The organism is Microlunatus soli (assembly GCF_900105385.1).
GTDB classification, from domain to species: Bacteria; Actinomycetota; Actinomycetes; order Propionibacteriales; family Propionibacteriaceae; genus Microlunatus; species Microlunatus soli.
The window spans coordinates 5,272,868-5,294,373 of the sequence record NZ_LT629772.1; the positions used below are offsets into that span (position 1 = coordinate 5,272,868).

12 protein-coding genes and 1 pseudogene are annotated in these 21,506 nt (G+C 66.9%); 5 read left to right on the forward strand and 8 right to left on the reverse strand.

Annotated elements, in window-relative coordinates; all coding sequences use genetic code 11:
* Positions 1–72: 72 nt before the first annotated feature.
* Genes BLU38_RS24190 through BLU38_RS24200 form a run of 3 tightly spaced genes read right to left on the reverse strand, consistent with a single transcriptional unit; the run spans position 73 to position 3,595 of the window.
* The gene (locus tag BLU38_RS24190; RefSeq protein ID WP_197679841.1) at positions 73–1,902 is read right to left on the reverse strand and encodes a SulP family inorganic anion transporter; all 1,830 of its coding nucleotides are present in this window, start codon (positions 1,900–1,902) and stop codon (positions 73–75) included.
* Positions 1,899–3,029 carry an AI-2E family transporter gene (locus BLU38_RS24195; RefSeq protein WP_231920015.1) on the reverse strand — a complete coding sequence of 377 codons (1,131 nt, stop codon included), beginning with the start codon at positions 3,027–3,029 and terminating at the stop codon, positions 1,899–1,901. Before BLU38_RS24195 ends, BLU38_RS24190 begins: the two co-directional genes overlap by 4 nt.
* A gap of 59 nt (positions 3,030–3,088) precedes the next feature.
* The gene (locus BLU38_RS24200; protein WP_091528281.1) at positions 3,089–3,595 is read right to left on the reverse strand and encodes a hypothetical protein; all 507 of its coding nucleotides are present in this window, start codon (positions 3,593–3,595) and stop codon (positions 3,089–3,091) included.
* Between the two features lie 139 nt (positions 3,596–3,734).
* Between BLU38_RS24200 and BLU38_RS24205 the strand changes: the two genes are divergently transcribed.
* From BLU38_RS24205 to BLU38_RS24220, 4 genes are read left to right on the forward strand one after another with little or no spacing between them, the layout of a single operon-like run.
* Positions 3,735–4,181 carry a DUF6325 family protein gene (locus tag BLU38_RS24205; protein WP_157683679.1) on the forward strand — a complete coding sequence of 149 codons (447 nt, stop codon included), beginning with the start codon at positions 3,735–3,737 and terminating at the stop codon, positions 4,179–4,181.
* Entirely contained in the window at positions 4,178–4,516 is a 339-nt protein-coding gene (locus BLU38_RS24210; RefSeq protein WP_197679842.1) for an SHOCT domain-containing protein, read from the forward strand. Before BLU38_RS24205 ends, BLU38_RS24210 begins: the two co-directional genes overlap by 4 nt.
* 6 nt (positions 4,517–4,522) lie before the next feature.
* On the forward strand, positions 4,523–5,920 hold the full coding sequence (locus BLU38_RS24215) for a hypothetical protein (protein WP_197679843.1): 1,398 nt from the start codon (positions 4,523–4,525) through the stop codon (positions 5,918–5,920).
* 16 nt (positions 5,921–5,936) lie between these two features.
* Positions 5,937–7,736, forward strand: coding sequence for a SulP family inorganic anion transporter (locus BLU38_RS24220; protein WP_197679844.1), 1,800 nt, complete (start codon positions 5,937–5,939; stop codon positions 7,734–7,736).
* Positions 7,737–7,789: 53 nt separating this feature from the next.
* Here the strand turns inward: BLU38_RS24220 and BLU38_RS32105 are convergent, their stop codons facing one another.
* Together BLU38_RS32105 and BLU38_RS24230 are read right to left on the reverse strand one after the other, a co-directional pair.
* Positions 7,790–15,790, reverse strand: a complete 8,001-nt coding sequence (locus BLU38_RS32105; RefSeq protein ID WP_172836211.1) for a DUF5979 domain-containing protein — start codon at positions 15,788–15,790, stop codon at positions 7,790–7,792.
* Positions 15,791–15,991: 201 nt separating this feature from the next.
* Entirely contained in the window at positions 15,992–16,945 is a 954-nt protein-coding gene (locus BLU38_RS24230; RefSeq protein WP_091533066.1) for an HAD family hydrolase, read from the reverse strand.
* A 235-nt stretch (positions 16,946–17,180) separates the two neighbouring features.
* Here BLU38_RS24230 and BLU38_RS24235 point away from each other — a divergent pair, with 235 nt between their 5' ends.
* Positions 17,181–17,981 carry a GAP family protein gene (locus BLU38_RS24235; protein ID WP_157683680.1) on the forward strand — a complete coding sequence of 267 codons (801 nt, stop codon included), beginning with the start codon at positions 17,181–17,183 and terminating at the stop codon, positions 17,979–17,981.
* On the opposite strand, the pseudogene BLU38_RS24240 reads toward BLU38_RS24235, so the two are convergent.
* The 3 genes and pseudogenes from BLU38_RS24240 to kdpC form a co-directional block, all read right to left on the reverse strand.
* Positions 17,966–18,274: pseudogene (locus tag BLU38_RS24240) on the reverse strand (response regulator); the annotation flags it as partial. The gene BLU38_RS24235 and the pseudogene BLU38_RS24240 overlap by 16 nt on opposite strands.
* 101 nt (positions 18,275–18,375) lie before the next feature.
* Positions 18,376–20,859 carry a sensor histidine kinase gene (locus tag BLU38_RS24245; RefSeq protein ID WP_269458136.1) on the reverse strand — a complete coding sequence of 828 codons (2,484 nt, stop codon included), beginning with the start codon at positions 20,857–20,859 and terminating at the stop codon, positions 18,376–18,378.
* Between the two features lie 33 nt (positions 20,860–20,892).
* Entirely contained in the window at positions 20,893–21,504 is a 612-nt protein-coding gene (gene kdpC / locus BLU38_RS24250; RefSeq protein ID WP_091528292.1) for a potassium-transporting ATPase subunit KdpC, read from the reverse strand.
* Positions 21,505–21,506: the final 2 nt, after the last annotated feature.

Sequence of the window (21,506 nt, forward strand, 5' to 3'; positions counted from 1 at the left end):
GAGCGTGCTGAACAAGCTGCCCTGCTGACCTCCTGGATCTGAACCCTGGTTGACGCCGATCCTTCGCCGGGCTCAGGACGCTTGTGGCCGCTCGTTGGTGATGTCGGGACTGACTCGATGAGCAGGATCGGGCTGACGACCGCCGGAACGTCGCGTCGCGTCGTCGAGCGCGGCTCGGGTCGAACTGCCGACTTCCTCGGTCGCCGGATAGATCGAGATTCCGGCAATCAGGGACGACTGCTCGCCAATGTGCCACTGATCGGTCAGATCGTGCCCGACACCGGTGAGATACAGTTCGCCGCCGACGGACTGAAGTTCGTGGGCGTAGGTTCCGATCACCTTCAGGAAGGTAGCGCCGAGCGTGGTCCGACCACGGAGCCGCAGGATGACGACGGACCCCGAACCGTCGGGGCCGTTCCGCTCTGGACGTGGTAGTCGACGCTGCAGGGTTCGTGCGCCGGCGAAGAACAGCGAACCGTACGGGACCAGGACCAGGACCTGACCGGCACCGATCGTTGCCGGTGCCGGAGACTCGATCACGTGGCCTTGATCATCCCATCGGCGCTGGCACAGCCGTAGATCGAGGCTCTCCTGATTGAGCTGCAGCAGGAGGGAGGCGATCACTCCGATCCCGACGGCAGCGGCGATCGGGAGCATCAGAACGGCGATGAAGGTGGCGATGATCGCGATGGTCGAGATGATTCCTGCGCGTACCGCGGAGATCAGGTCGGCCGGCCGGATGCTGGTCACTCCGGCGTAGATCAGCACCGCGGCCAGTGTCGGCATCGCGACCTCGCCGACCAGGCCGGAGAAGATCAGCAGGATCGCGGCCATCCAGATGCCGGTCCAGATGCTGGCCCACCGAGTGCGCGCCCCCACGGCCTTGTTCAGGGCTGTCTGCCCGACAGATCCGCCGACCGGCATCCCGCCGATCACCGACGATCCGACGTTGGCCAGGCCCTGGGAGACGACGTCACGCCGGATCGAGGAGGGGGATCCGTCCTGGTTCGGCACCGCCTCGGCAACCCCGGCCCCCTGGATGATGATCAACGCCGAGACGGCCGCGGCCCCGCCGAGCAGCTCGGGCGTGAAGAGGCTCAGCTCGGGCACATGGGGGACCGGGAGGCCTTGTGGGATCGTGCCGGTCTGTTTGACCAGGGCGACGTCCGATCGGTGCAACAGGTGAACCGCCAGGGTCGGAAGCAGCAATGCGACCAGCGAACCGAGCATCGCCAGCTTGGTCCGTCCGATCAAGATCAACAAGAACAGGGCGCCGCCGCCGGCGACCGCACTGGCGACGCTGACCGCACCGAGATTCGCGACCACCGAGAAGGCCTTCAGCACGGGGACCGCTCCGGTCGCCTCGGTGCCCAGCAGATCGGGAAGTTGACCGAGCACCATGTTCACCGAGACACCGGCCAGAAATCCGAGCATCACCGACTGTGACACGTAACGGATGTAGCGGTTCAGCTTGATCACGGCGGCGAGCACCAGCACCGCGCCGACCAGCAGGGTGAGCAAGGTCATCGCTGCGGATCTGTTCGCCGCCGGGACATCCGCCACTGCCGACCCGGCCGCCAACGCGGCGGCACCGGTGGTGGCAATCACCATCATCCGGGTCGAACTGCTCAGGCCACCGACGGTCGGTCCGGCCAGGCTGGCATACAGCCCGTGAGCAGGGTTGACCCCGGCCAACACACCCGAGGCCATACCGTCCGGGACCGAGGAGATCGCGCCGGGCAGTCCCGCCAGCAGGTCGCGGAGCATCGTGTGCCTGCCGGGCTTCAGTTCTCGGGACTCGGTGTGCAGCCACCGCCCTAGGCGATCTTGCGCCCTGTCGACGCGATCCTGGAAGACCCGCGAGCGTCCGGTGCCGGATTCGGAGTCGTCGGAATGGATCACGTCGCCTCGACGCTGTGGCTCGGTGGCGTGCGTTCCTTCGCCTTCGTGTCACGGGTTCTGAGCTCCCGATTGGCGACCAGCGGCCCCAACCACCGGCTCCGAGGATCGGCATCGACCAGGACGGCCCGCACCAGCAGGCTCAACGGGATGGCCAGGACGGCACCGAGCGGTCCGATCACCCATGACCAGAACACCAACGACATGAAGGTCAACGTCGTCGACAGACCGACAGTGTCGCCGACCACCTTGGGTTGGATCGCTGACTGGATGATCAGATTGATCACGCAGTACACCACGATCACGATCAGCATCAATCCGACGCCACCGTCGAGCAATGCGAGGACCGCCGGTGGCAGCAGGCCGATCAGGAAGCCGATGTTGGGGATGTAGTTGGTCAGCAGAGCCAGCAGACCCCAGAGGATCGGTTCCGGCACTCCGAGGATCGCCAACGCCGTGGTGTCCAGGACCGCAACGACCAGTCCGAAGACCGTCGAGACCAGCAGATAACGCCGGGTCGATCGGGAGAAGTCGATCAGCGCCGTGACGATGGTCGGTCGGATCTTTCCCGCGGCCCGCAGGTAGCGGGGGAACGTCGAGCCGTCGATGGTCATGAACAGCAGTAGTGTGATGATGAAGACGAGATTGGATGCCACGCCGAGAACGCCCGACAGGGCCGCCGTAACGACGCTGCTGAGCTTCGACAGATCCAGACCCGAGGTCAGGGCATGCAACTGCTTCTCAGCGATACCCAGAGCTGCCAGTCGGTCGGTCAGGCCGCCGATGATCTCGTCGAAACGCTGCTCGTAGTCGGGGAGCAAGCTGCCGAATCGGGCCGCGGAGACGACCAGTGTCATCGCCAGGGCTACCAATCCCAGGTACACCACGATCAGGCAGACAATGGTCGCCAGCCAGGACGGGACTGTGCGCGCCAGCAGGGTGTGCAGCGGGTGGACCGCGATCGTGAGGACCAGAGTGAGGAAGGTTGCCCCGAGGATGTCTGCGGCACCCTGCAGGCCGGCGACGATGATCACGACGGCAGCGACGCCCAATAACACCATCAGCCCGCGCGGGAGGAGTCGCTTGGCCGGACGTCCGGCCGTGCGCCCATTCGATGGAGTCTCAGACACGTATACCTCCTGGTCTGCGGACAGGAACCTGCAGCACGACTCCCGGCCCCGCCAGGTTGTCAGCTCATCGGTCCGGACGAATCCCCCGTGTCAGGTGAGTGCCTGGGTGTCGGCACAGGTCGCAGAGCCCGGGCGCCGGTACCGGTGAGCAACAGCCAGATCGCCAGCACCACCAGCAGGTCGACGGCCGAGGTGACGAAGGTTCGCGACGAGATGCCGCTCGCGAACGGCAACGCCGCGGCCAGCACGGCGACCAGAGCGATGATCCAGTTGAAGAAGCGGATCGGCTGTGGGACCAGCACCAGCAGGAGATGGAGGAGCGCCGTCGCGGCAATCGCCAGCAGAAAGCCGATCACCGGGTAGGCGAGCCAGTTGGCGGCATGTGGATTGCCGGGAAGTCCGACATGGATCAGCTTGATCGTTAACACATTCTCGCTGACCACGACACCGACGGCGGCAACCAGGCCAGCAACGAAAGCAGTCGCGAGACCACCGGCCCACAGGGTCCCAGCGCGGATGGTGCGGGGCTTCTGCTGGCCTGCCGGTCCGGTGCCTTCGACGGTCACGATGCCTTCCTGTTCAGCGACTGCGTTCCTTCGATCTCACGGGTTGGTGACGCTTTCGGCCTCACCCGAACAGGGTGAGGATCTCGAGGACTTCGACTGCAAGAGTCTCCGCCATGACAGAGCTTCGTGAGAGTGCGCGATGAGTGTTCAGACAGCCCCCGTAGGGCCCGTCGACGTGGCGATCGTGGTCTTTCCCGAGTCCGACATCGGGTCCTCGCTGACCGACGCCATCGCCGACGCCATCGGATCTGGTGCCGTGCGCCTGCTGGACGCCCTGATCGTGCAGAAGGACAACAACGGCAAGACCATGATCATCGACATTGATGACGACACGGACGCCTTCGCGCTGCTGCCGGTGAGTGGCGCTCACCAGGGCCTGCTCACCGCCTCCGACGCCGAGGAAGTCTCCGATGTCCTACCACCGGGAGCGACCGCGATGGTCGTGGCCTGGGAGAACATGTGGGCGGTCCGGATGAGGATCGCTGTCCATGACGCGGGGGGCCAGATCGTCGCCCACGAACGGATTGCCGAGGACAGTCTGGTCGGGGCCTTCGCAACACTTCCGAGCATTGAGGACGGTGAATGATCATGCTCGCCAGACGATTCGGACGGCCGGGACTGCTCGGGCTGGCCGCGCGGACTGCAGTTGTTGCCGGTACGGCCAGTGCGGTCTCCGGCGGAATGGCCCGCCGCCAGCAGCAACGGCAGGCCGACCAGCAGGAGCTGCAGGACTACGAGGCGCAACGCCAGCAGGCGCAGACGGCCGCCGCGGTGCAGGCCGCGCAGCCGGCCGCTGCTCCTCAACAGCCGGCCGCCACCGACACCGTCTCCCAGCTGGAACGGCTGGCGGCCCTGCAGAAGCAAGGCGTTCTCACCGACGAGGAGTTCGCCGCCCAGAAGGCGCGGATCCTCCAGGGCTGAGCCGTCGTGACCGAGACACCACCGACGTCGCATCAGCTGCGGGAGCGGATCGCCCAGCTGGAGGCGGAGAACCGTACCCTGCGCGAGCGATCGGTGCCGACGCCCGAGTCGCTGGCACCGAGTGCGCCACCCGTGCTGAGCCGACGGGGTCGTGGTTGGGCCGTACTGTCGCTGTGTCTGATCATCGTCGGGTGCGTCCTGGCTCCGTTGTCCGTGGTGACGGTCTGGGCCAGGGCGACGCTGGTCGACACCGACCGTTTCGTCGCCACCTACGCACCGCTGGCCAACAGCCTGGTCGTCCAGGACTACGTCATCGATCAGTCGGTAACGGTGATCGACCAGAAGGTCGACATCGACCTATTGACCGCCAACCTGATCGACGGCATCAAGGACCTGGGTACCGGGCCGCGGGCCAATGCGGCTCTGGACGCGCTGCAGGGGCCCGCGGCCAGCGGACTGAAGAACCTGATCCGCAGTGGGGTGACGGAATTCGTTCGCTCCGACGCGTTTGCTCAGACCTGGCAGCAGGCGTTGCGGATCAGCCACACCCAGTTGATGGCGACGGTGCGTGATGATCCGCAGGCCATCCTGAAGGCCCAGCAGGACGGCACGATCGGCATCCAACTTGGCCCGATCATCGACCGCGTCAAACGATCGCTGATCGATCGGGGGATCACGGTCGCTTCCCGGATTCCCTCGGTGAACAAGACGATCCCGATCGCTCAGGCTGACCAGATCGGCACGGTCCAGGCGGGCTACCGCGTCGTGATCGCACTGGGTGCCTGGCTGCCGTGGGTGTGTCTGCTGTTCCTGGTCGCCGGTGTGGTGGTGGCGAGGCGGCGGACCAGGGCACTGGTCGGTACCGGCGTCGGCTTCGCGCTGGCGATGCTGGTGCTGCTGTTGGGATTCTTCGTCGGACGAACGGTGGTGGCCGCCAGTCTGCCGCCGTCGCTGGCGCCCGGCAACGTCACCGACCTGCTGTACACCACCGCGACCCATGCCATGCGGGACACTGCGATAGCTGGGTTGGTGCTCGGCATCGCGGTCGCCCTGGTGGGCTGGTTCGGTGGCCCGTTCACTTCCTCGCAACGGATCCGAGGCGGCTACCTGAGCGGCGTCGATCACCTCCGACGCCGTGTGGAGGATCGCGGTGTCAGCACCGGCAAGGTCGGTGAGTGGATCTATGCCCAACGACTGCTGATCCGGATCGTGATCGCCGTCGTGGTCGCTGCGATCATCCTGCTCAACCGGCCGCTGGCCGTCTCCACCATCGTCGCCACCGGACTGATAGCGATCGGTGTGCTGATCATCCTGAGCCTGGTCGAGAGGCCGCCGCGGCCCGATCCGACGCCAGAGTCTGCGACCGGCAACGGGTCGGCCGCGGTAGCGTCGAGCGACGTCTGATCCGGAGCCAGCAGAGGTGCCGGCTGCCGAGGGTTCGCAGGTCGCCGCCGCGACTGTCCGCGGCTGGCTGCGCCAATTCTCCTTGAGGCATTGGAAGAAGGACGTTCCCGCCGGCCTGGTGCTCGGCGTGGAAAGTGTCCCGGACGGCCTGGCCGCGGGGCTGCTCGCTGGGGTGAATCCGGTGTCCGGGCTGTACGCGTACATGATGGGAACGATCTTCGGAGCCCTGACCACCAGCTCGACCTTCATGACCGTCCAGGCCACCGGCGCGATGGCCGTTGTGGTGTCCGACGTGCCTTCCGTTCAGGGGGACAATGCCGACGCCCACCGGGCACTCTTCACCCTCACCGTGCTCACCGGTGTGATCATGCTCGTTCTCGGTATTGCCCGACTCGGCTGGATCGTCCGCTGGGTTCCGAACGCCGTGCTGACCGGTTTTGTGAATGCCGTCGCGATCAACATCGTGCTGGGTCAGCTGGACAACCTCACCGGCTACGACAGCGTCGGGATCAACCGTGTCCTGCGAGCCGTCAACACGATCCTGCACGTCGGGCAGTGGGCCTGGGCCGATGTCGCCGTCGGCGTGTTGACCATGGTTGTCGTGATCACCCTCGGCCGGACTCGGTTGGGCGCCCTGGGGATGGTGATCGCGATCATCGTCGGCTCCGCTGTCGGCGCGATCCCAGCGTTGGGCGTACACCGGCTCAACGAGATCACCGCCGTCCCGGGTGCGTTGCCGAAGCCGCAGCTGCCGGCCATCGGCCTGATCCCGTCCTTGCTGGTCCCGGCGGTCGCGCTGGCCTTTGTCGGGCTGGTCCAAGGCGCCGCGATCAGCAAGTCGGTCGCCAATCCCGATGGCAACTATCCGGACGCCTCCGGTGACTTCCGCGGGCAGGGGATCGCCAACATCGCCGCGGGACTGCTGCGCGGCATGCCGGTGGGCGGTTCGATGTCGGCGACGTCGATCATCACCAACGCCGGCGCCCGGAGCAGGATCGCCCAGCTCGTCGCCGGACTCACCATGATCATCGTCGTCCTCACCCTTTCCGGAGTGGTGGGCTACGTCGCCATGCCTGCGTTGGCCGGGTTACTGATCGTCGTCGGTCTCCGGTCGTTGAAGCCGACCCAGATCCAGATGGTCTGGCGCACCGGCATCCTGCAGGCGACCGTGATGACCGCGACCTTCGTGCTGACGCTGTTGATCCCGCTGCAGTACGCCGTGCTGGCCGGCATCGCGATCTCGATCATTCTGCATGTCGCCCGTCAGGCGAACCGGGTCTCGCTCCGCCGCTGGACGATCGCCGATGACGGATCGGTCACCGAGAGTGACGTCCCGACGAGATTGGGCCAGACCGAGGTTGTCGTGCTCCGACCGTACGGGAGCCTCTTCTTCGCCTCGGCCGGAACCTTCGAGGATCAACTTCCGGCGATCGACGAGGATTCGCAATACTCGGTCGTGATCATCACGCTGCGGGGTAAGGAAGATCTCGGTAGTACCTTCATCAATGTGATGATCAACTACGCATCCCGCCTCGAGGCGGCAGATTGTCGGCTGAAGATCAGCGGCATCTCCACCGATGTTCGTCGCCAGCTCGACGCGACCGGCGCCGGCCACCTGATCGGGCAACGCAACCTCTATCCGATGACCGATCGGCTGACCCATTCCACGGTGGCGGCCCAGCACGACGCCGAGCAGTGGATCGCCGGTAACGAGCCGGACGCCGCCGATCAGTCGTTGGCCGATGATCAGGCTGAGCGCAGCTGGTTCGGCGAGTTCCTTCACCGAGGGCTCGACCGCTTCCGGCACCGCAGCTGATCCCGGAACCGTCACTGCGGGCCGCGGTTCCCTTGATCGGTCGGCTGCTGGTGTCAGCCACGGCGGCGTCGCCGCGCGGCGGCCAGGGCGAGGGCACCGGCGATCAGCAGCGCCGCGCCGATGATCAATGCTCCGAGTCGGGGGCCGCCGGTGTTCGGTAGGGTGCTGCCGGGTGGCGCCGTCGCGGTCGACTCGGGCGGATTCGGCGGGGTACCGGGTGATTCCGGAGGAGTTGCCGGTGTCCCTGTGGTCGCTGATGGTGATTGCTCGGCGTCGAATGTGTTGACCACGGTGAAGGCCGCGGCGTCACCGTCGGCACCGACGATCATGGTCGCGGGACTGATCGTCGAATCCGCCGCTCCACCGTTGTCGGTTTCGGTCGCGCGGCACGTCGCGCCGATCGGGATGTCGGAGTAGTCGGCCTCCAGTCCGTGGGCCTTGGACAGCGTCTGCACACCGTCGTCGGGCAGTTGCACCGGCACCGACTGACCGTTCACCTCGGTGGTGCAGCTGAGCTGCACGGTGAAGGTCAGGTCAGACGGAACGTCGGCGGCACCGTCGCCGGTGATCTCCTTGATCACCTGGACCGGCCCGACCTCGAAGTCGTTGGTCGCCGTCACCGTGATCGGAGTCTCCGGGTCGGCAGAGTCGACGGTGAAGGTGCCGGCCGGTTCGATGCTGGCGGAGGTGGCGCCACCGTCAGCGATCTCGGCTGCCTGGCACTCCGCTCCCAGCGGGATGTCGTTGTAGAGGGCTTCCAGGCCGTCTGCCTTGGTCAGGGTTGTCACGCCGTCGTCGGGGAGTGGCACCGGGACCGGGTCGCCGCCGTAGCGGGTGGTGCAGGTGAGCTGGATCCGGAACTCGGTGTCCGTGGCGACCTGGGCAGCACCGTCTCCGGTGAGCTTCTTGATCACCTGCACCGAGCCGACGGGGTAGTCGTTGCTGACCGTGACGGTGAGCGGCTTGTCCGGATCGGCGACTCCGACGGTGAACGGCCCGTCCGGATCGATCGTGGTGCTGGTCGCACTGCCGCTGCTGAGTTCCTCGGCCTGACACTGTGCTCCGACCGGGATGTCGGTGTAGGCGGCCTGCAGACCGTTGGCCTTGGTCAGGGTCTTGACACCGGCCTCCGGAAGGTCCACCGGCATCTCATTGCCGCCGAAGTCGGTGCTGCAGGTCAGCTGGATGCTGAACTCGGTGTCGTCGGGGACCTGAGCTGCGCCGTCGCCGGTGATCTTCTTGATCACTCGCACCGGAGCAACCGAGTAGTCGTTGGTTGCGGTCACCGTCACCGGCTCGTCCTGGGTTCCCACGGTGAACGGGCCGTCCGGTTCGATCGTCGTCGTGGTTGCGCCCGCCTGGTCGGTCTCGGCAGCGGTGCATTCGGAGCCGACCGGAATGTCGGCGTAATCGGCCTCAAGATCATCGGGTGTGGTCAGGGCCTGGACCCCGTCCTCGGGCAGCGGCACCGGAACGGTCTCGCCGTTCACCGTCGTCGTACAGGTCAGCTGCACGCTGAATTGAGTGCCGTCGGCCAGCTGATCGGCACCGCCACCGGTGATCTGCTTGAGGATCTGGACCGAGCCGGCCTGGTACTCGTTGTCGACGGTGATCTCGACGCCGTCGGTGTCGCCAATGGTGAACGGCCCGTCCGGCGTGATCGTGGTGTCGGTTGCGTCGCCATCATCGAGCTCGGCCAGTGTGCAGGTCGCGCCGACCGGCAGGCCGCGATAGCCGGCTTCAAGATCATCGGGTGTTGTCAGGGTCTTGACGCCATCGGCCGGGATCGGGACCGGCACGGTCTCGCCGTCGACCTGGCGGGTGCAAGTCAACTGGACGGTGAATTCGGTACCGTCCGGGACCAGATCCTCACCGCTGCCGCTGATCACCTTGGTGACGGTGACAGGCGCCACCTGGAAGTCGTTGGCCACTGTCACGGTGACCGGATCTTCGGGGTCGTCGCCGGTGACGGTGAACGGTCCGTCCGGATCGATGGTGGTGGAATTGGCGCCGCCGGTGCCGGGTTCGGTGACCTCACAACTCGCACCGTCGTACAGGTCGTCGACCGTCGCCGAGAGCGGTTGATCGCCACCGAGCTCGATGTCGTTGTCGTAGACGACGGCGTCGTCTGCCGGGTTCTCGCAATGCAGGTGAACGGTGAACGGGCCGGCGCCGTAGGTGGCCGCGCCGGGGCCGGTGACGTTCTTCTTGATCAGCAGTTGGGTGGTCGGGAAGTCGTTGCGGAAGGCCACAGCATTGGTCACCGTTCCGCCGCCTCCGTCGGGATCCAGGGTGAGCTCGGCGATGTCACCGTCGGTGTAGTCGTCACCGTTCAACGACCAGGCGGTTCCCGAGGCGCCGCCGTTGTCGGTCTCGGTCGCCGTACATTCCGAACCGGCCGGCAGTTCGGTGAAGGTCACCGTCTCGCTGGCGTCGAAGGTGGCGACCATCGGGTTGCCCGGCCCGTAGCCGTCGGCGTAGACCGGATCGCCGAGGAAGGTGCAGTCGACGTCGAAGCTGAACGGCCCGTAGGCGACCGGGTCTCCGTTCTGATCGACCGCGGTGTCGCCGAGGCCCTTGGTCAGCGAGAGCGATGCATCGTCATAGGTGTTGGTGGCGATCACGACCGGCACGGTCTGATCGTCCCGGCCCACCGTCACCGTGGTGGCGTCGAAGTCGCTGGCGCCGGCGGCGTCGTCCTCACTGAGGGTGCATTCCGAGCCCCACGGCAGGTCGTCGACCCGGGTCGGCTGGCCCGGAGTGACCGTGATCGTGGCGTTGTCACCAAGATCAACATCTTCTCCGGACGAGGTGCAGTGCAGCGTCAGCTGGAACTGCTCCGGTGCATGATCAGCGGCCGGCCCCTCGATCCGTTTCTCCACCTCCAGTGGTCCGGTCGCCAAGGCGGCTCCGACCTTGTTGCCCTCGGATTTCGGTGCCAGGGCAAGGTTTCCGTCGTCGTTGGTCTCGGCTGCGACGGCAACGGTGTTCCAGGCGATGGTGTCCTGTCCTGCCGTCTCCGATTGTGCCGGGGCGCGGGTCTGCGCGTCGAAGCTGACGCTGCCGGTGGGCTGCAGCATGTCCTCGACGAAGTCGGTCTCGATCTTGACCGCCGTCGCATCGGCCGGCAGGTCGATTCCGTCACCCGGCTGAGGATCATCGACGGTCGTCAGCGCGGTCCACTCACCGTCCGGGCAGCCCTGCAGACTGTCCAGATCCTCGGTGCACAGGTCCTGATCGGTGTCGTAGGACACCCGGATCTGGCTGACGGTGCCCTTGGTGGCACCGGCGAAGCTGAGTCGGAAGGGCTCCGGCGTCCACTGCGAGCCGCGTTCCAGCGAGGTGATCGCTCCGGTGTCGCCGGGTGTCGGCAGCCGATCGATCGCGTAGACCTTGTCCTGCGGGAGGTTACCGGTGTTGGTGAATTCGAACCGCCAGGTGTCGGTTCCGCCGGGCTTCGTTACCGGGACGCAGCCGCTGACGTAGAAGCCGTCGTCGTTGGGTTGGCAGCCGTCCGGGTCGTCGCGGGTGTTCAGCACGCCGAGCTCGTCGTCGTTGGCCTTGACCATCTTCACGCCCCGGAGCGCTCCGGCCCGAGTCGGGTAGACCGTCGTACTGGCCTGGCACTCGCCGCTGTCGTCATCCAAGCTCTGGGCACACTCGTCCCAGGGGCGATCACCGGTGATCCCGGTGGTGTTGGTGACATCGGTGTTGCCCGGCAAACCGGTCCGGAACTGCAACGCCGTGGTGATGGTGTAGGTCTGTCCGACTTCCAGCACCGTCCCCTCGGGGAAGGTGAAGGTCAGCAACGTCGGATCCTCGGCGACGGTGACCTCGTCGGCGGTGCCGGCGGCGTCGGTCGGCAGCGCACTACCGTTCGGCGGATCGGGGGCATCGCCTTGCAGTGCGTAGGTGTAGCCGCTGTCGCCATCGGCAAGATCAGGATCCTTGACCAGCAACGGGCCGTCGGCATCGGACGGGATGTGGTCGGTGATCACCGGGTTGGTGATCGGTGTCTGCCCGTTGTTGGTGAAGGTCAGCGTGTACGGAATGTCGGCGGCCGGCGGCTGAGCACCCGTCGGGGTCTTGTTGACCTCGACCGAATTCTGCGAGTGCTGGTAGAGGATGCTGTCGGTGGCGTCATCCTCCGCGGTCAACGGCTCGCCGTTGACGGTGTCGGCTGCCCGGTTTTCACCGTGCACGTCGTCGCTGGACACCCCCGGGTCGTCCTCGCCGGGCATCGGATCATTGCCTGCCAGGTCGGTGGTCACCGGACCACCGCTGCGCAGATCATCGCGCCGCTGCACCTGCAACAGCACGGTTTGGGTCGGGTTGGACGGGTTCTCCCAGATCGAGCCGTCCGCCTTGGTGAAGGTGAACCGCAATCCTTGGACCTGGTCGGCGGTGACGCCGTCGGGTAGTGCCAGGGCGGTGCCGGCGGTCCCGTTCACCCATTGACCACCGGTGCGGACGACGTCGCCGCCGGCCGCGGTGAAGGTGCCGCCGGTGTAGGCATCCACCCGGACCCGGTCGATCGGGGCGGTGAAGGCGAAGTCGCCGAACCCGGTGAAGTCATAGGCGTTGAAGAAGGTCTGGTCGTCGTCGGTGAGCTGCATCCAGTTCGTACGGGACGGCCCGGACGGCTGACCGGTCAGCGTCACGGTGACGGGGGAGTCGTCCGGCTCGGTCTGCGATGCGGGGCTGATGTCCTTGGTGACGGCCAGGCCGACGCCGCGCGGTTCCAGTTCGATCTGGGCCGGGTCTGCGTCGGTGTTGGTCCGTGGTTCGACACCGGGATAGTCATCAAGATCACTGACTTGGGCGGCAGCGAGGTTGTTGACCGGGCTGTCGTCGGTAGCGGTGACCGGCGTCCCGTCCGATCGGTGGGTCGGTCGGAGCCTGGTGTCGAACGTGATGTTCGCAATGCCCTCGGATGTGATCCGCCCCGAGTACGTGACGACGAATCCGGCCACATCGGACAGCTCGGCCTCGGTAGCAGAAAGCGCTTGATCGCGCGTCAGCTCCCGGGTCCCGCCGGTCGCCAGGTGCAGTGTCACGGTGACGTCGGTCGCGCCGATCGAGCCCGGCTCGGTGATGTCGACGAAACCCTGAAGATTGAACACGTCGAACGGCTCCGCAGCCTCGAGCTCTCTGATGGTCAGCGAGTCGACCTTGCGTGGCGTGGTGTTCTCCCCGGCCAGGTGCACCCGACCGGTCGGGTACTCGTCGGGAAAGTCGGCGGTGCCGGGCTCGGGGACGCCGAGCGGTCCACCGGACCAGTCTTTGGTGATCTGGGCGGTGACGTTGACCGGTGTGATGGCGATGATGTCGGAGGCGTCCTGGTCGACGATGTCGTCGCCGTCGACGATCACACTGGCTTGGGCGTCGTTGCGGACCTGGCCGGTCTCGCCGTCGACGTTGTAGGCGTCCTCGGCCAGCACCGGGTCGTCCGGATCGGACCGCAGCTCGTCGCGGATCCGGAAGACCGGGTGGATGTCGCGGTCGTTGCCGGAGGAGCGGGCGACGCCGCTGCCGACCGGTGGTGCCTCCGGGTTGCCGGGGATCCGGTCGATCCGGGTCGGGCTCTCCTCGAAGGTCAGTCGAAAGGCGATGGTGTCGGCCTGGCTTTCGGCACTGAGGTCATAGCCGGGGAAGGTGCCGTCACAGGCTGCCGGGCAGGGATCGTTCGGAGCCTCGATCCACTGGTCCTGGCTTAGACTGTAGAGCTCGACCCCGGTGACATGGTCATAGGTCAGGTGCGGATCCATGTCCGCCGTGATCGGGTCGATCCGGACCAGGTCGAAGCTGTCGAAGACACTCTGATCGAGACCCGCCGCGCTCGGATCGGGAACGTCGGAGATGATCATCTGGTCGATGTTGTTTGCCCCGCTGGTTGACCAGTGGATGGTCAGCCCCGCAGCCTCCTGGGTCCGCTCGCCGACGGCCTTCGGGGCGTCCCAGTCCTTGTCGATGATGTCGCCGTTGCCGGGGGTCAGCGGCTGGATATGGATGCTGCGGCAGACCGGATCGGACTGCGCATCCGGTACGTCGGACTGTGCGGAGAGTGCCTGAGAGTTGGCGCAGTCCTCGACGTCGATGTCCTGGCCGGCTGCGGAGTCCTTCAGGGTGAAGTTGATGTTGGGATTGACCTCGGTGCCCGGCGGGAAACCATCGTCGGAGTGGTAGTCGAACCGGATGCCCTGGGCGTTCTCGACGACCTCCGGCGGGAAGTCTCCGGTGAACGTGTCCGGGCCGGGGACGTCCTCCATCCCGGGGACCGGGACCCATTCGGTGCCGTTGTAGTACTCGACGGTCAGCGTGGCGTTGGCCGGGATCGGCGTCTCCACGACGCCGGTCGGCGCGAAGGCGTCGTACCAATCGCTGTCATCCGGATCGGCCGGATCCTGGACGACGATGTCATTCGCCGTCGTCGTCGAGTCGGGGAAGTCGGTGATCCGGCCGGACAGCTCAACCAAGGCGGTCTGCCCCGGGATCGAGTAGATCTCGGACGGCACGATCGTCTTGTCGGTGTCGATGGCGATACGTCGGACGATGGTGGTCAGGGTGTCGTCGGCGGTCGCGTGGCCGTGATAGCCCCCTGACGCGGTCGAGTCGGCACTGATCGTGTTCGGGTGATCGATTTCGTCGGCGTCCTGATCCTCGTCGGCGGTGACGGCGAACGGGATCGAGGCTTCCGCGCCGGCAGTGATGTCGCCGGTGAATTCCACCGTGAAGCCGGTCACCGTCTTGCTGTCGTCCGGCTCGGGCAGGGTGTTGGGGGCGTCGGCGTCGAGGGTTTCGGAGCTGCCGTCGGCGTAGGTGTAGGTGACCGAGGCACCGGTTGCGCCGGCCGGCCATTGGATGTCGTCACCCCAGCCGCTGAAGGTCAGCCCGTCGGTGAAGATGTTGTTGTCGCCGTCCGGATCCGGTTCGGTGATGGTCAGCGTGTCCAGGGTCCGGTCGCTGGTGTTGGTGGCGCCGATGGTGACGGTGCTGTCACTGCCGGCCGCGATGATGTCGGGATCGAAGCTCTTCGAGGCGGCCAGATCGATGTCGGCGGATTGGACGGTGTAGTCGGCGTCTGCGGTCGTCGGATCGGATTCGTCGCCGTCCCTGGTGACGGTGGTGGACACCTCGTTGGCCAGTGGCCCGGTGCCGGCGTCATCGATATTGTCGCGCTGCTCCAGGGGGACGTCGACGGTGCCGGTCGCATCCGGCGCGATGTCGGCACCGTCGGTGCTGATGAGATGGATGCGGATGCCCTGTACGTCAGCGGGATCGACGCCGTCGGGAAGGATGGCCGGCGGCGGGCCGGGCGGTCCGTTGATCCAGTTGCCGTCGACATAGACGTCGACCTGCACCTGTTCGGCGCCTGCCGGCAGCGTCACGTCCGGTGCGTCGGTCAGGCCGAGGTACTCGAACGCTCCCGGCGGGTCGGTCGGGTCGGTGAGGGTGATCTCGTCGACCGGAACGTTGGAATCGTTGCCGCCGGACAGCGACAGTGTTGTCGCGGTGCCGGGATTGGCGATCCCGCTGTCCGGGTCGAAGGACTTGTCGGTGCTGGCCGCCAGCGTGATCGGGATGCTGGGCACGACGGTCGCGGTGTCGGAGGCCGGCTCGGTGTTGCTGCCGTCCGCTGTCGCGGTGTTGATCAGGTCGGTGCCGTCCAGCTCCGGGTCGATGTCCTCGTCGACCACGACCGGGACGGTGATCGTCGCCGTCGACCCGTCGGCCATTCCCTGCCCACCGGCGGGATCGGTCAACGGGTCGGTGAAGTCGACGGTGAAGCCGTCAGCGGTACCGGTCGCCGTTCCGTCCGCGCCGGTGACCGAGATCGCCTCCGGTCCGGGATTGAGGGAGATCCCCTCGGGCAGGGTGTCGGTCAGCTGGGCGCTGGTGCAGCCGCCGGAGCCGATGTTGGTGCAGGTGACGACGATCGAGTACTCGAACGTGTCGCCCGGTTCGACGTCGGTGACCGATGCGGTCTTGTCGACCGTCAGCTCACCGGGGTCCTCGGCCTGGGCCCGTGGGGCGACCAGCCCACTTGCCAGCATTCCGAACGCGAGCGCTCCGGCGATCGGCCTGCGGACCCGACGCCATCCGCGCCGAACCCACTGTGACCTGCCGGCCGCGCCGCCCGTTCGCCGTATCTGCCGGTGGATCATCTGGTCTCCGCTCGTCGCCGGGCCGGCTTGTGTAGCCCGTTATCGCTTCGTCGGTCCTGTCCACCCCGTCGGCCAGTCCGGTCGGCCCGTTCAGTCATCCCGTCGTTCGTCCTGGTCGGGCGCCTGGCCGTCCGGTTCGTCGAAGATGCACTCCCAGTCGCGCGCCATGCTCACCGTGGTCCAACCGAGCCGGTTGGCGGTTGCGGTGATCGGCTCGGCGTCGGTGAAGGTGGCCGCGCTGCCCGCGTAGGCGTACTCCCGGTCGGCGTCATCGTGGTCGATCAACAGCGCCAGTCCGGGGCGCGGGCCCGCGGCCGCCCACTCGAGCATCTCCCGGTCACCGCCGGAGTTGCCGACCGCAACGATCGGTGCCCGTCCGAGCTGGGTCTGGATGTGCGCGACCTTGGGCTCGCCTTCGTTCGCCGAGCCGAGCAACGACACCGACCGGCGGAGCAGCGGCGACTGCTGATCGTCGCGATCGAACCGGTAGCCGATCAGCGTCCCGACCACCAGTTCGGGCGGTACTCCGTACAGCGCGCCGGCGATCCGGCGGACGAACTCGGTGCCGCCACCGGTGACGATCGCGACAGTGAAGTCGTGGGATCGGAGGACCCCGATCAATTCCAGCATCGGCCGATAGACGAGGTCGCTGACTGCGCGGCCGAACTTCGGATGACGGTAGCCACCGACGAAGGCGTCGACCGCTGCCGCGAACTCGTCCGGCGTCCGACGGTCGTACAGCGAGGCCAGCGCGCCGGCGATCCGGGCCAATCCGAGTTCACCGATCTTGGCAGCATCCTGATCGAGGACAGCCGCGAACTCGGGCCGGTCGGCCAGCGTCGCATCTGCCGTGGCCGACCGCTGGAGCGCGTCGAGGAAGAAGTCGTACTGCACGTAGTTCGGACGTTCGCACCACATCGTGCCGTCGTTGTCGATGCAGGCGATGCGTTCGTCGACGGGGATGTCATCGATGCCGGCGAGGTAGCCGAGAATGGCATCCTTGGCCGGCCCGGGCCGCCAGTTGGCGAGCGCGTTGTCCCTCATCTCCACCTTCGATCGTTCGGTCACCGGCTGGGGCGTCACTGAGCGTGTGGGGTGTCTCAGCCACTATTCGGATCGGCCCGGGGCGGCGGCTCACCCGATCCGGGTGAGCGGATACCAATCGATGTCCGATCCGTCGACCGTGGACGCTCTCGGCCGGGACCTTGCGAGTGCGAGGCGGAGAGGATCACCTGCCAGGGGTGAGCGGAACTTCATCTGCACGCGCCACGGTTTGTCCATGTCGGAGCTCTTGAGGCAGTTGTTGCCGGAAATGCTCGGCCTGGTGATCACCCCGGCAGCGATCATCGGCTGCCTGCTGCTGCTCGCGTCCACGCATGCGTTCCGCAATGTCGCGCTGTTCGGTGGCACTTTCCTGGTGGTCTATGCCGTGCTCTCGGCAATCGTCCTCACGATCGGACATTCGGCCGGGGCGTCGTCCACCGACGAACCGGCGGCCGTCCGAGGCTGGATCAGCCTGGTCGTCGGGTTGCTGTTCCTCATCGGTGGAGTGGTGTCGTGGCTCCGGGGTCGCCACCGCAAGGTGGCTCCGCCGACTGCGAGAGCAGCAGCCGATGCCGCCGTCCATCCGGCATCGCTGGTGCGGACGGTAGCTGCACCACTGCCTCCGTTGGCGCGGCAGGACCCGGCGCAGAAGGTCGCGGACTCGGCCCACCACGATCAGCCCGCCTGGGTACAGAAACTCACTGACCCAACACCGGGATTCGTGCTGGCTGCCGCACTCGTGCTCGCCATCGCCAACCCGAACATCGCGATCCTCGGATCGGGCCTCGGGATCATCTTGACCGCAGACAATTCACTGGCAGGGCAATTGCTGGCGCTCTCGCTGTTGCTGCTGGCCAGTCTGCTCGACTTCATTGTTCCGACGATCGTGTTCTTGTTCGCCGGTGAGCGCGGGCGCGGCCTCCTCCGCACCGCGACCCGTTGGCTGGTCGCGCACAACCAGATCATCGGTATCATTGTCCTGCTCGTGTTCGGCCTGCTGTTCACCGGCCGAGGATGCGCTCAGATCCTGGGCTGATCGTCCGGACCACCGACGCAGAGAGCGACAGGCGAACTCGATGAGCTTGTTGACGGTGCCGTCCCGGAACAGCCCGGTAATCTGCGTGGAACCGACTGGTCCGCCTGCGCTGACTCTCGTACGGAGAAGGGGTTGACGACGGAGTCATCGGCGCCCGCGTCGAGAGCTGCGACCTTGTCGACATCGGCGGCCCGTCCGGAGATCACGAGAATCGGCATCGCGGACCGGCCGCCGATCGCCTGGATGACGTCGATGCCCTCCAACTGCGGCATGCCGAGGTCGAGCATCAGGAGATCGACACCTTTGTCGGCGGGTGATCACCGTGTCGCCCTTCGCCGCAAGGGGATGCGCGGTGCTCAGAGGAACTGCTCGTCGTCGGCGGCGATCAGGATCTTCATGGCGCAGGGGTCCGGTCGGTGGCGTCGGCGGGCAGCGACAGGACCATGGTGACGCCGCCGCCGGGAGTGTCTTCGATGCTGAGGTTGCCGTGCATCGTCTCAGTGAATCCCTTGGCCAGCGCGAGTCCGAGGCCGAGGCCGGTGGTGTTGTCGGTGTCTCCCTGCCGCTGGAACGGGAGGAAGACCTCATCTCGCCGGTCGGCCGGAATGCCGGGGCCGTGATCGATGATCCGGATCTCGACACGGTCGCCAAAGGCGCTGGTGCTGACCCGGATCGGGGTGTTGGGCGGCGTGTGCCGGATGGCGTTGGTCAACAGGTTCACGATCACCCGTTGGAGTAGGACCGGGTCGGCCCGGACGGCGTTGGGCTGCAGGTCGAGCTCCGCCTCGCGCGGCGTCAGTCGGAGTTCGTCCACGGCCGGGAGGATCGCGTCGGCCGGGTCCACGGAGGTCAACGTGACGGTAAGTGCGCCGGCCTGGACCCGGGAGACGTCGAGCAGGTCGGTGATCAACCGGGTGAGCGTGGTCAGGCTTTCGTCGGCGGTCTGCAGCAGCTCGGTCCGATCACTGTCGCTGAGACTGTTCCCGGTGTGTAGCACGCCGCCGACTGCTGCCGTCGCTGCTGCGAGTGGCCGCCGGAGATCATGGCTGAGGGCAGTCAGCAGGGCACTGCGGATCCGATCGGATGCGGCCAGCGGGGCGACCTCGCGGGCGGTGGCTGCGAGATCGCGATGTTGGATCGCTGCCTCGATCTGGGTGATGATCGCCGACAGCAGGCGCCGGTTGGCGGCCTCGATCGGCGGGCCGTAGAGCTGCAGGGTGGCGCGGGTTCCGACGCCGATCTTCTCGGTGAGCTCTGCCGACATGTCGCCGTCGGCCGCCAGCACGATGGCGTCGGCGCTGAGCTTGACGCCGTTCAGGTTGAACGCCTCGCGGGTCCGGGCGACCAGCGCATGCAGGGCGTCCCGTTCGCGGAGCACGCTGCCGGCGGTGGTGGCCAGCAGATCGGCCTCGGCGGCGGACCGTCGGGCCGCACGGGTCTGTCGCGCGGCCCGGTCGACGACGAAGCTGACCAGGCCGGCGATGATCACGTACAGCGTCAGGGCGAGCAGGTGTGCAGGCTCGTCGACGGTGATCGTGTTGTAGGGCTCGACGAAGAAGTAGTCCAGCGTCAGCCCGGACATCACCGCGGCAAACGCTGCCGGCCAGATGCCGCCGATGAGCGCCACGACCACGACCAGGAGTTGATAGCTGAGGACGTCACTGGTGATGGTGTCGGTCGAGCGGACGGTGACCGGGAACCAGGTCAGCAGCGGTCCGCCGAAGAGCGCGAGGATCAGGCCGACCACCCGCCGGCGCAGCGAGAGCGCGCCGCCGATCCGGGGAAGCCGGACCCGGCCGCCGGCCGCGGCGTGATTGACGACGTGGACGTCGATGTTGCCGGCCTCGCGGGTGACGGTGGCGCCGATGCCGGGCCCGGTGAGGGCTGCGACGAGTCGGCTCCGCCTGCTGACGCCGATGACGAGTTGGGTGGCGTTCACCGCCTTGGCGAAGTCGACGAGCGCGCGCGGGATGTCCTCGCCGAGGACCTGGTGATAGCTGCCGCCGAGTTCTTCCAGCAGTGCGCGCTGTTTGAGCAGGGTGCCGGGGTTGCCGGCCCGCAGCCCGTCATGGCTGGTGACATGAACGGCGAGCAGTTCGCCTCCCGATGACCGGGCGGCGATCCGAGCCGCCCGTCGGATCAGGGTGTCTCCTTCGGGTCCGCCGGTGAGTGTGACGACCACTCGCTCGCGGGCCTCCCAGGTTGTGTCGATGCCGTGTTCGGCCCGGTAGTGCTGCAGGGCCTGGTCGACCTCGTCGGCCAGCCAGAGCAGTGCGAGCTCGCGCAGCGCGGTCAGGTTGCCGATCCGGAAGTAGTTCGACAGCGCCGCGTCGATCCGTTCGGCGGGGTAGACGTTGCCGCCGGCCAGTCGGTCGCGCAGCGCCTGCGGAGCGAGATCGACGACCTCGGTCTGATCGGCCGTGCGCAGCACCGCGTCCGGGATGGTCTCGCGTTGCGGGACCCCGGTGATCTTCTCCACGACGTCGTTGAGCGACTCGATGTGTTGGATGTTCAGCGTCGAGATCACATCGATGCCGGCGTCGAGGACGTCCTGGACGTCCTGCCAACGCTTCGGGTTCGCCGAGCCCGGTGCGTTGGTGTGGGCCAACTCGTCGATCAGCGCGATGTCGGGCCGACGGGCGATCACGCCGGCGGTGTCGAGTTCGGTCAGTTCGACTCCGCGATGACTGATCGAGCGGCGTGCCAGGATCTCCAGGCCGTCGGCCATCGCCGCCGTCGCTGCCCGCCCGTGGGTCTCCAGGAAGGCGACGACGACGTCACGGCCCTCGGCCCGAAGTCGCCGGCCCTCCTCGAGCATCGTGTAGGTCTTGCCGACGCCGGGCGCAGCACCGAGCAGAACACGCAACCGGCCCTTCACCGTCGACGTCTCCTTCCGTCACGTTCGGAACGGTCAGGCCTCATCGAGCGCGAGGTTCAGCTCGAGTACGTTGACCGTGGGCTGCCCGAGGAATCCCAGGTCGCGCCCGCTCGTGTGCTCCTCGACGAGGGTGCGCACCGTCCCGACCGGCAGCTGCCGGGCATCAGCGACCCGGGCGATCTGCAGGTCGGCGTAGGCCGGACTGATGTCGGGGTCCAAGCCGGAGGCGGACGCGGTCAGCGCGTCGGCGGGAACGCTGGCCGCGGGGACCTGGTTGAACGTGGCAACCTGCTGTCGGCGTTGCTTGATCGCCGCCACCAGGTCGTCGTTCTCCGGGCCCTGGTTCGAGCCGCTCGAACCGGCGGCGTCGTAGCCATCATCACCGGCCGCGGAAGGACGGGGTTGGAAATAGCGGGGCAGCGGATTGCCCTTCGCATCGGTGAAGGACTGGCCGAGCAGGCGGGATCCGACGACCGTTCCGGCCCGGTCCTGGATCAGCGAGCCGTTGGCCTTGGCCGGCATGATCAGCTGTCCGATGCCGGTGATCGCCAGCGCGTAGACCGGTCCGAGAATCAGGGTGATGATCACCATGGCTCGGATGGCGGCGGTGATCGTCCGTCCGGTCGCGCGGTTGTTCGTGTTCATGT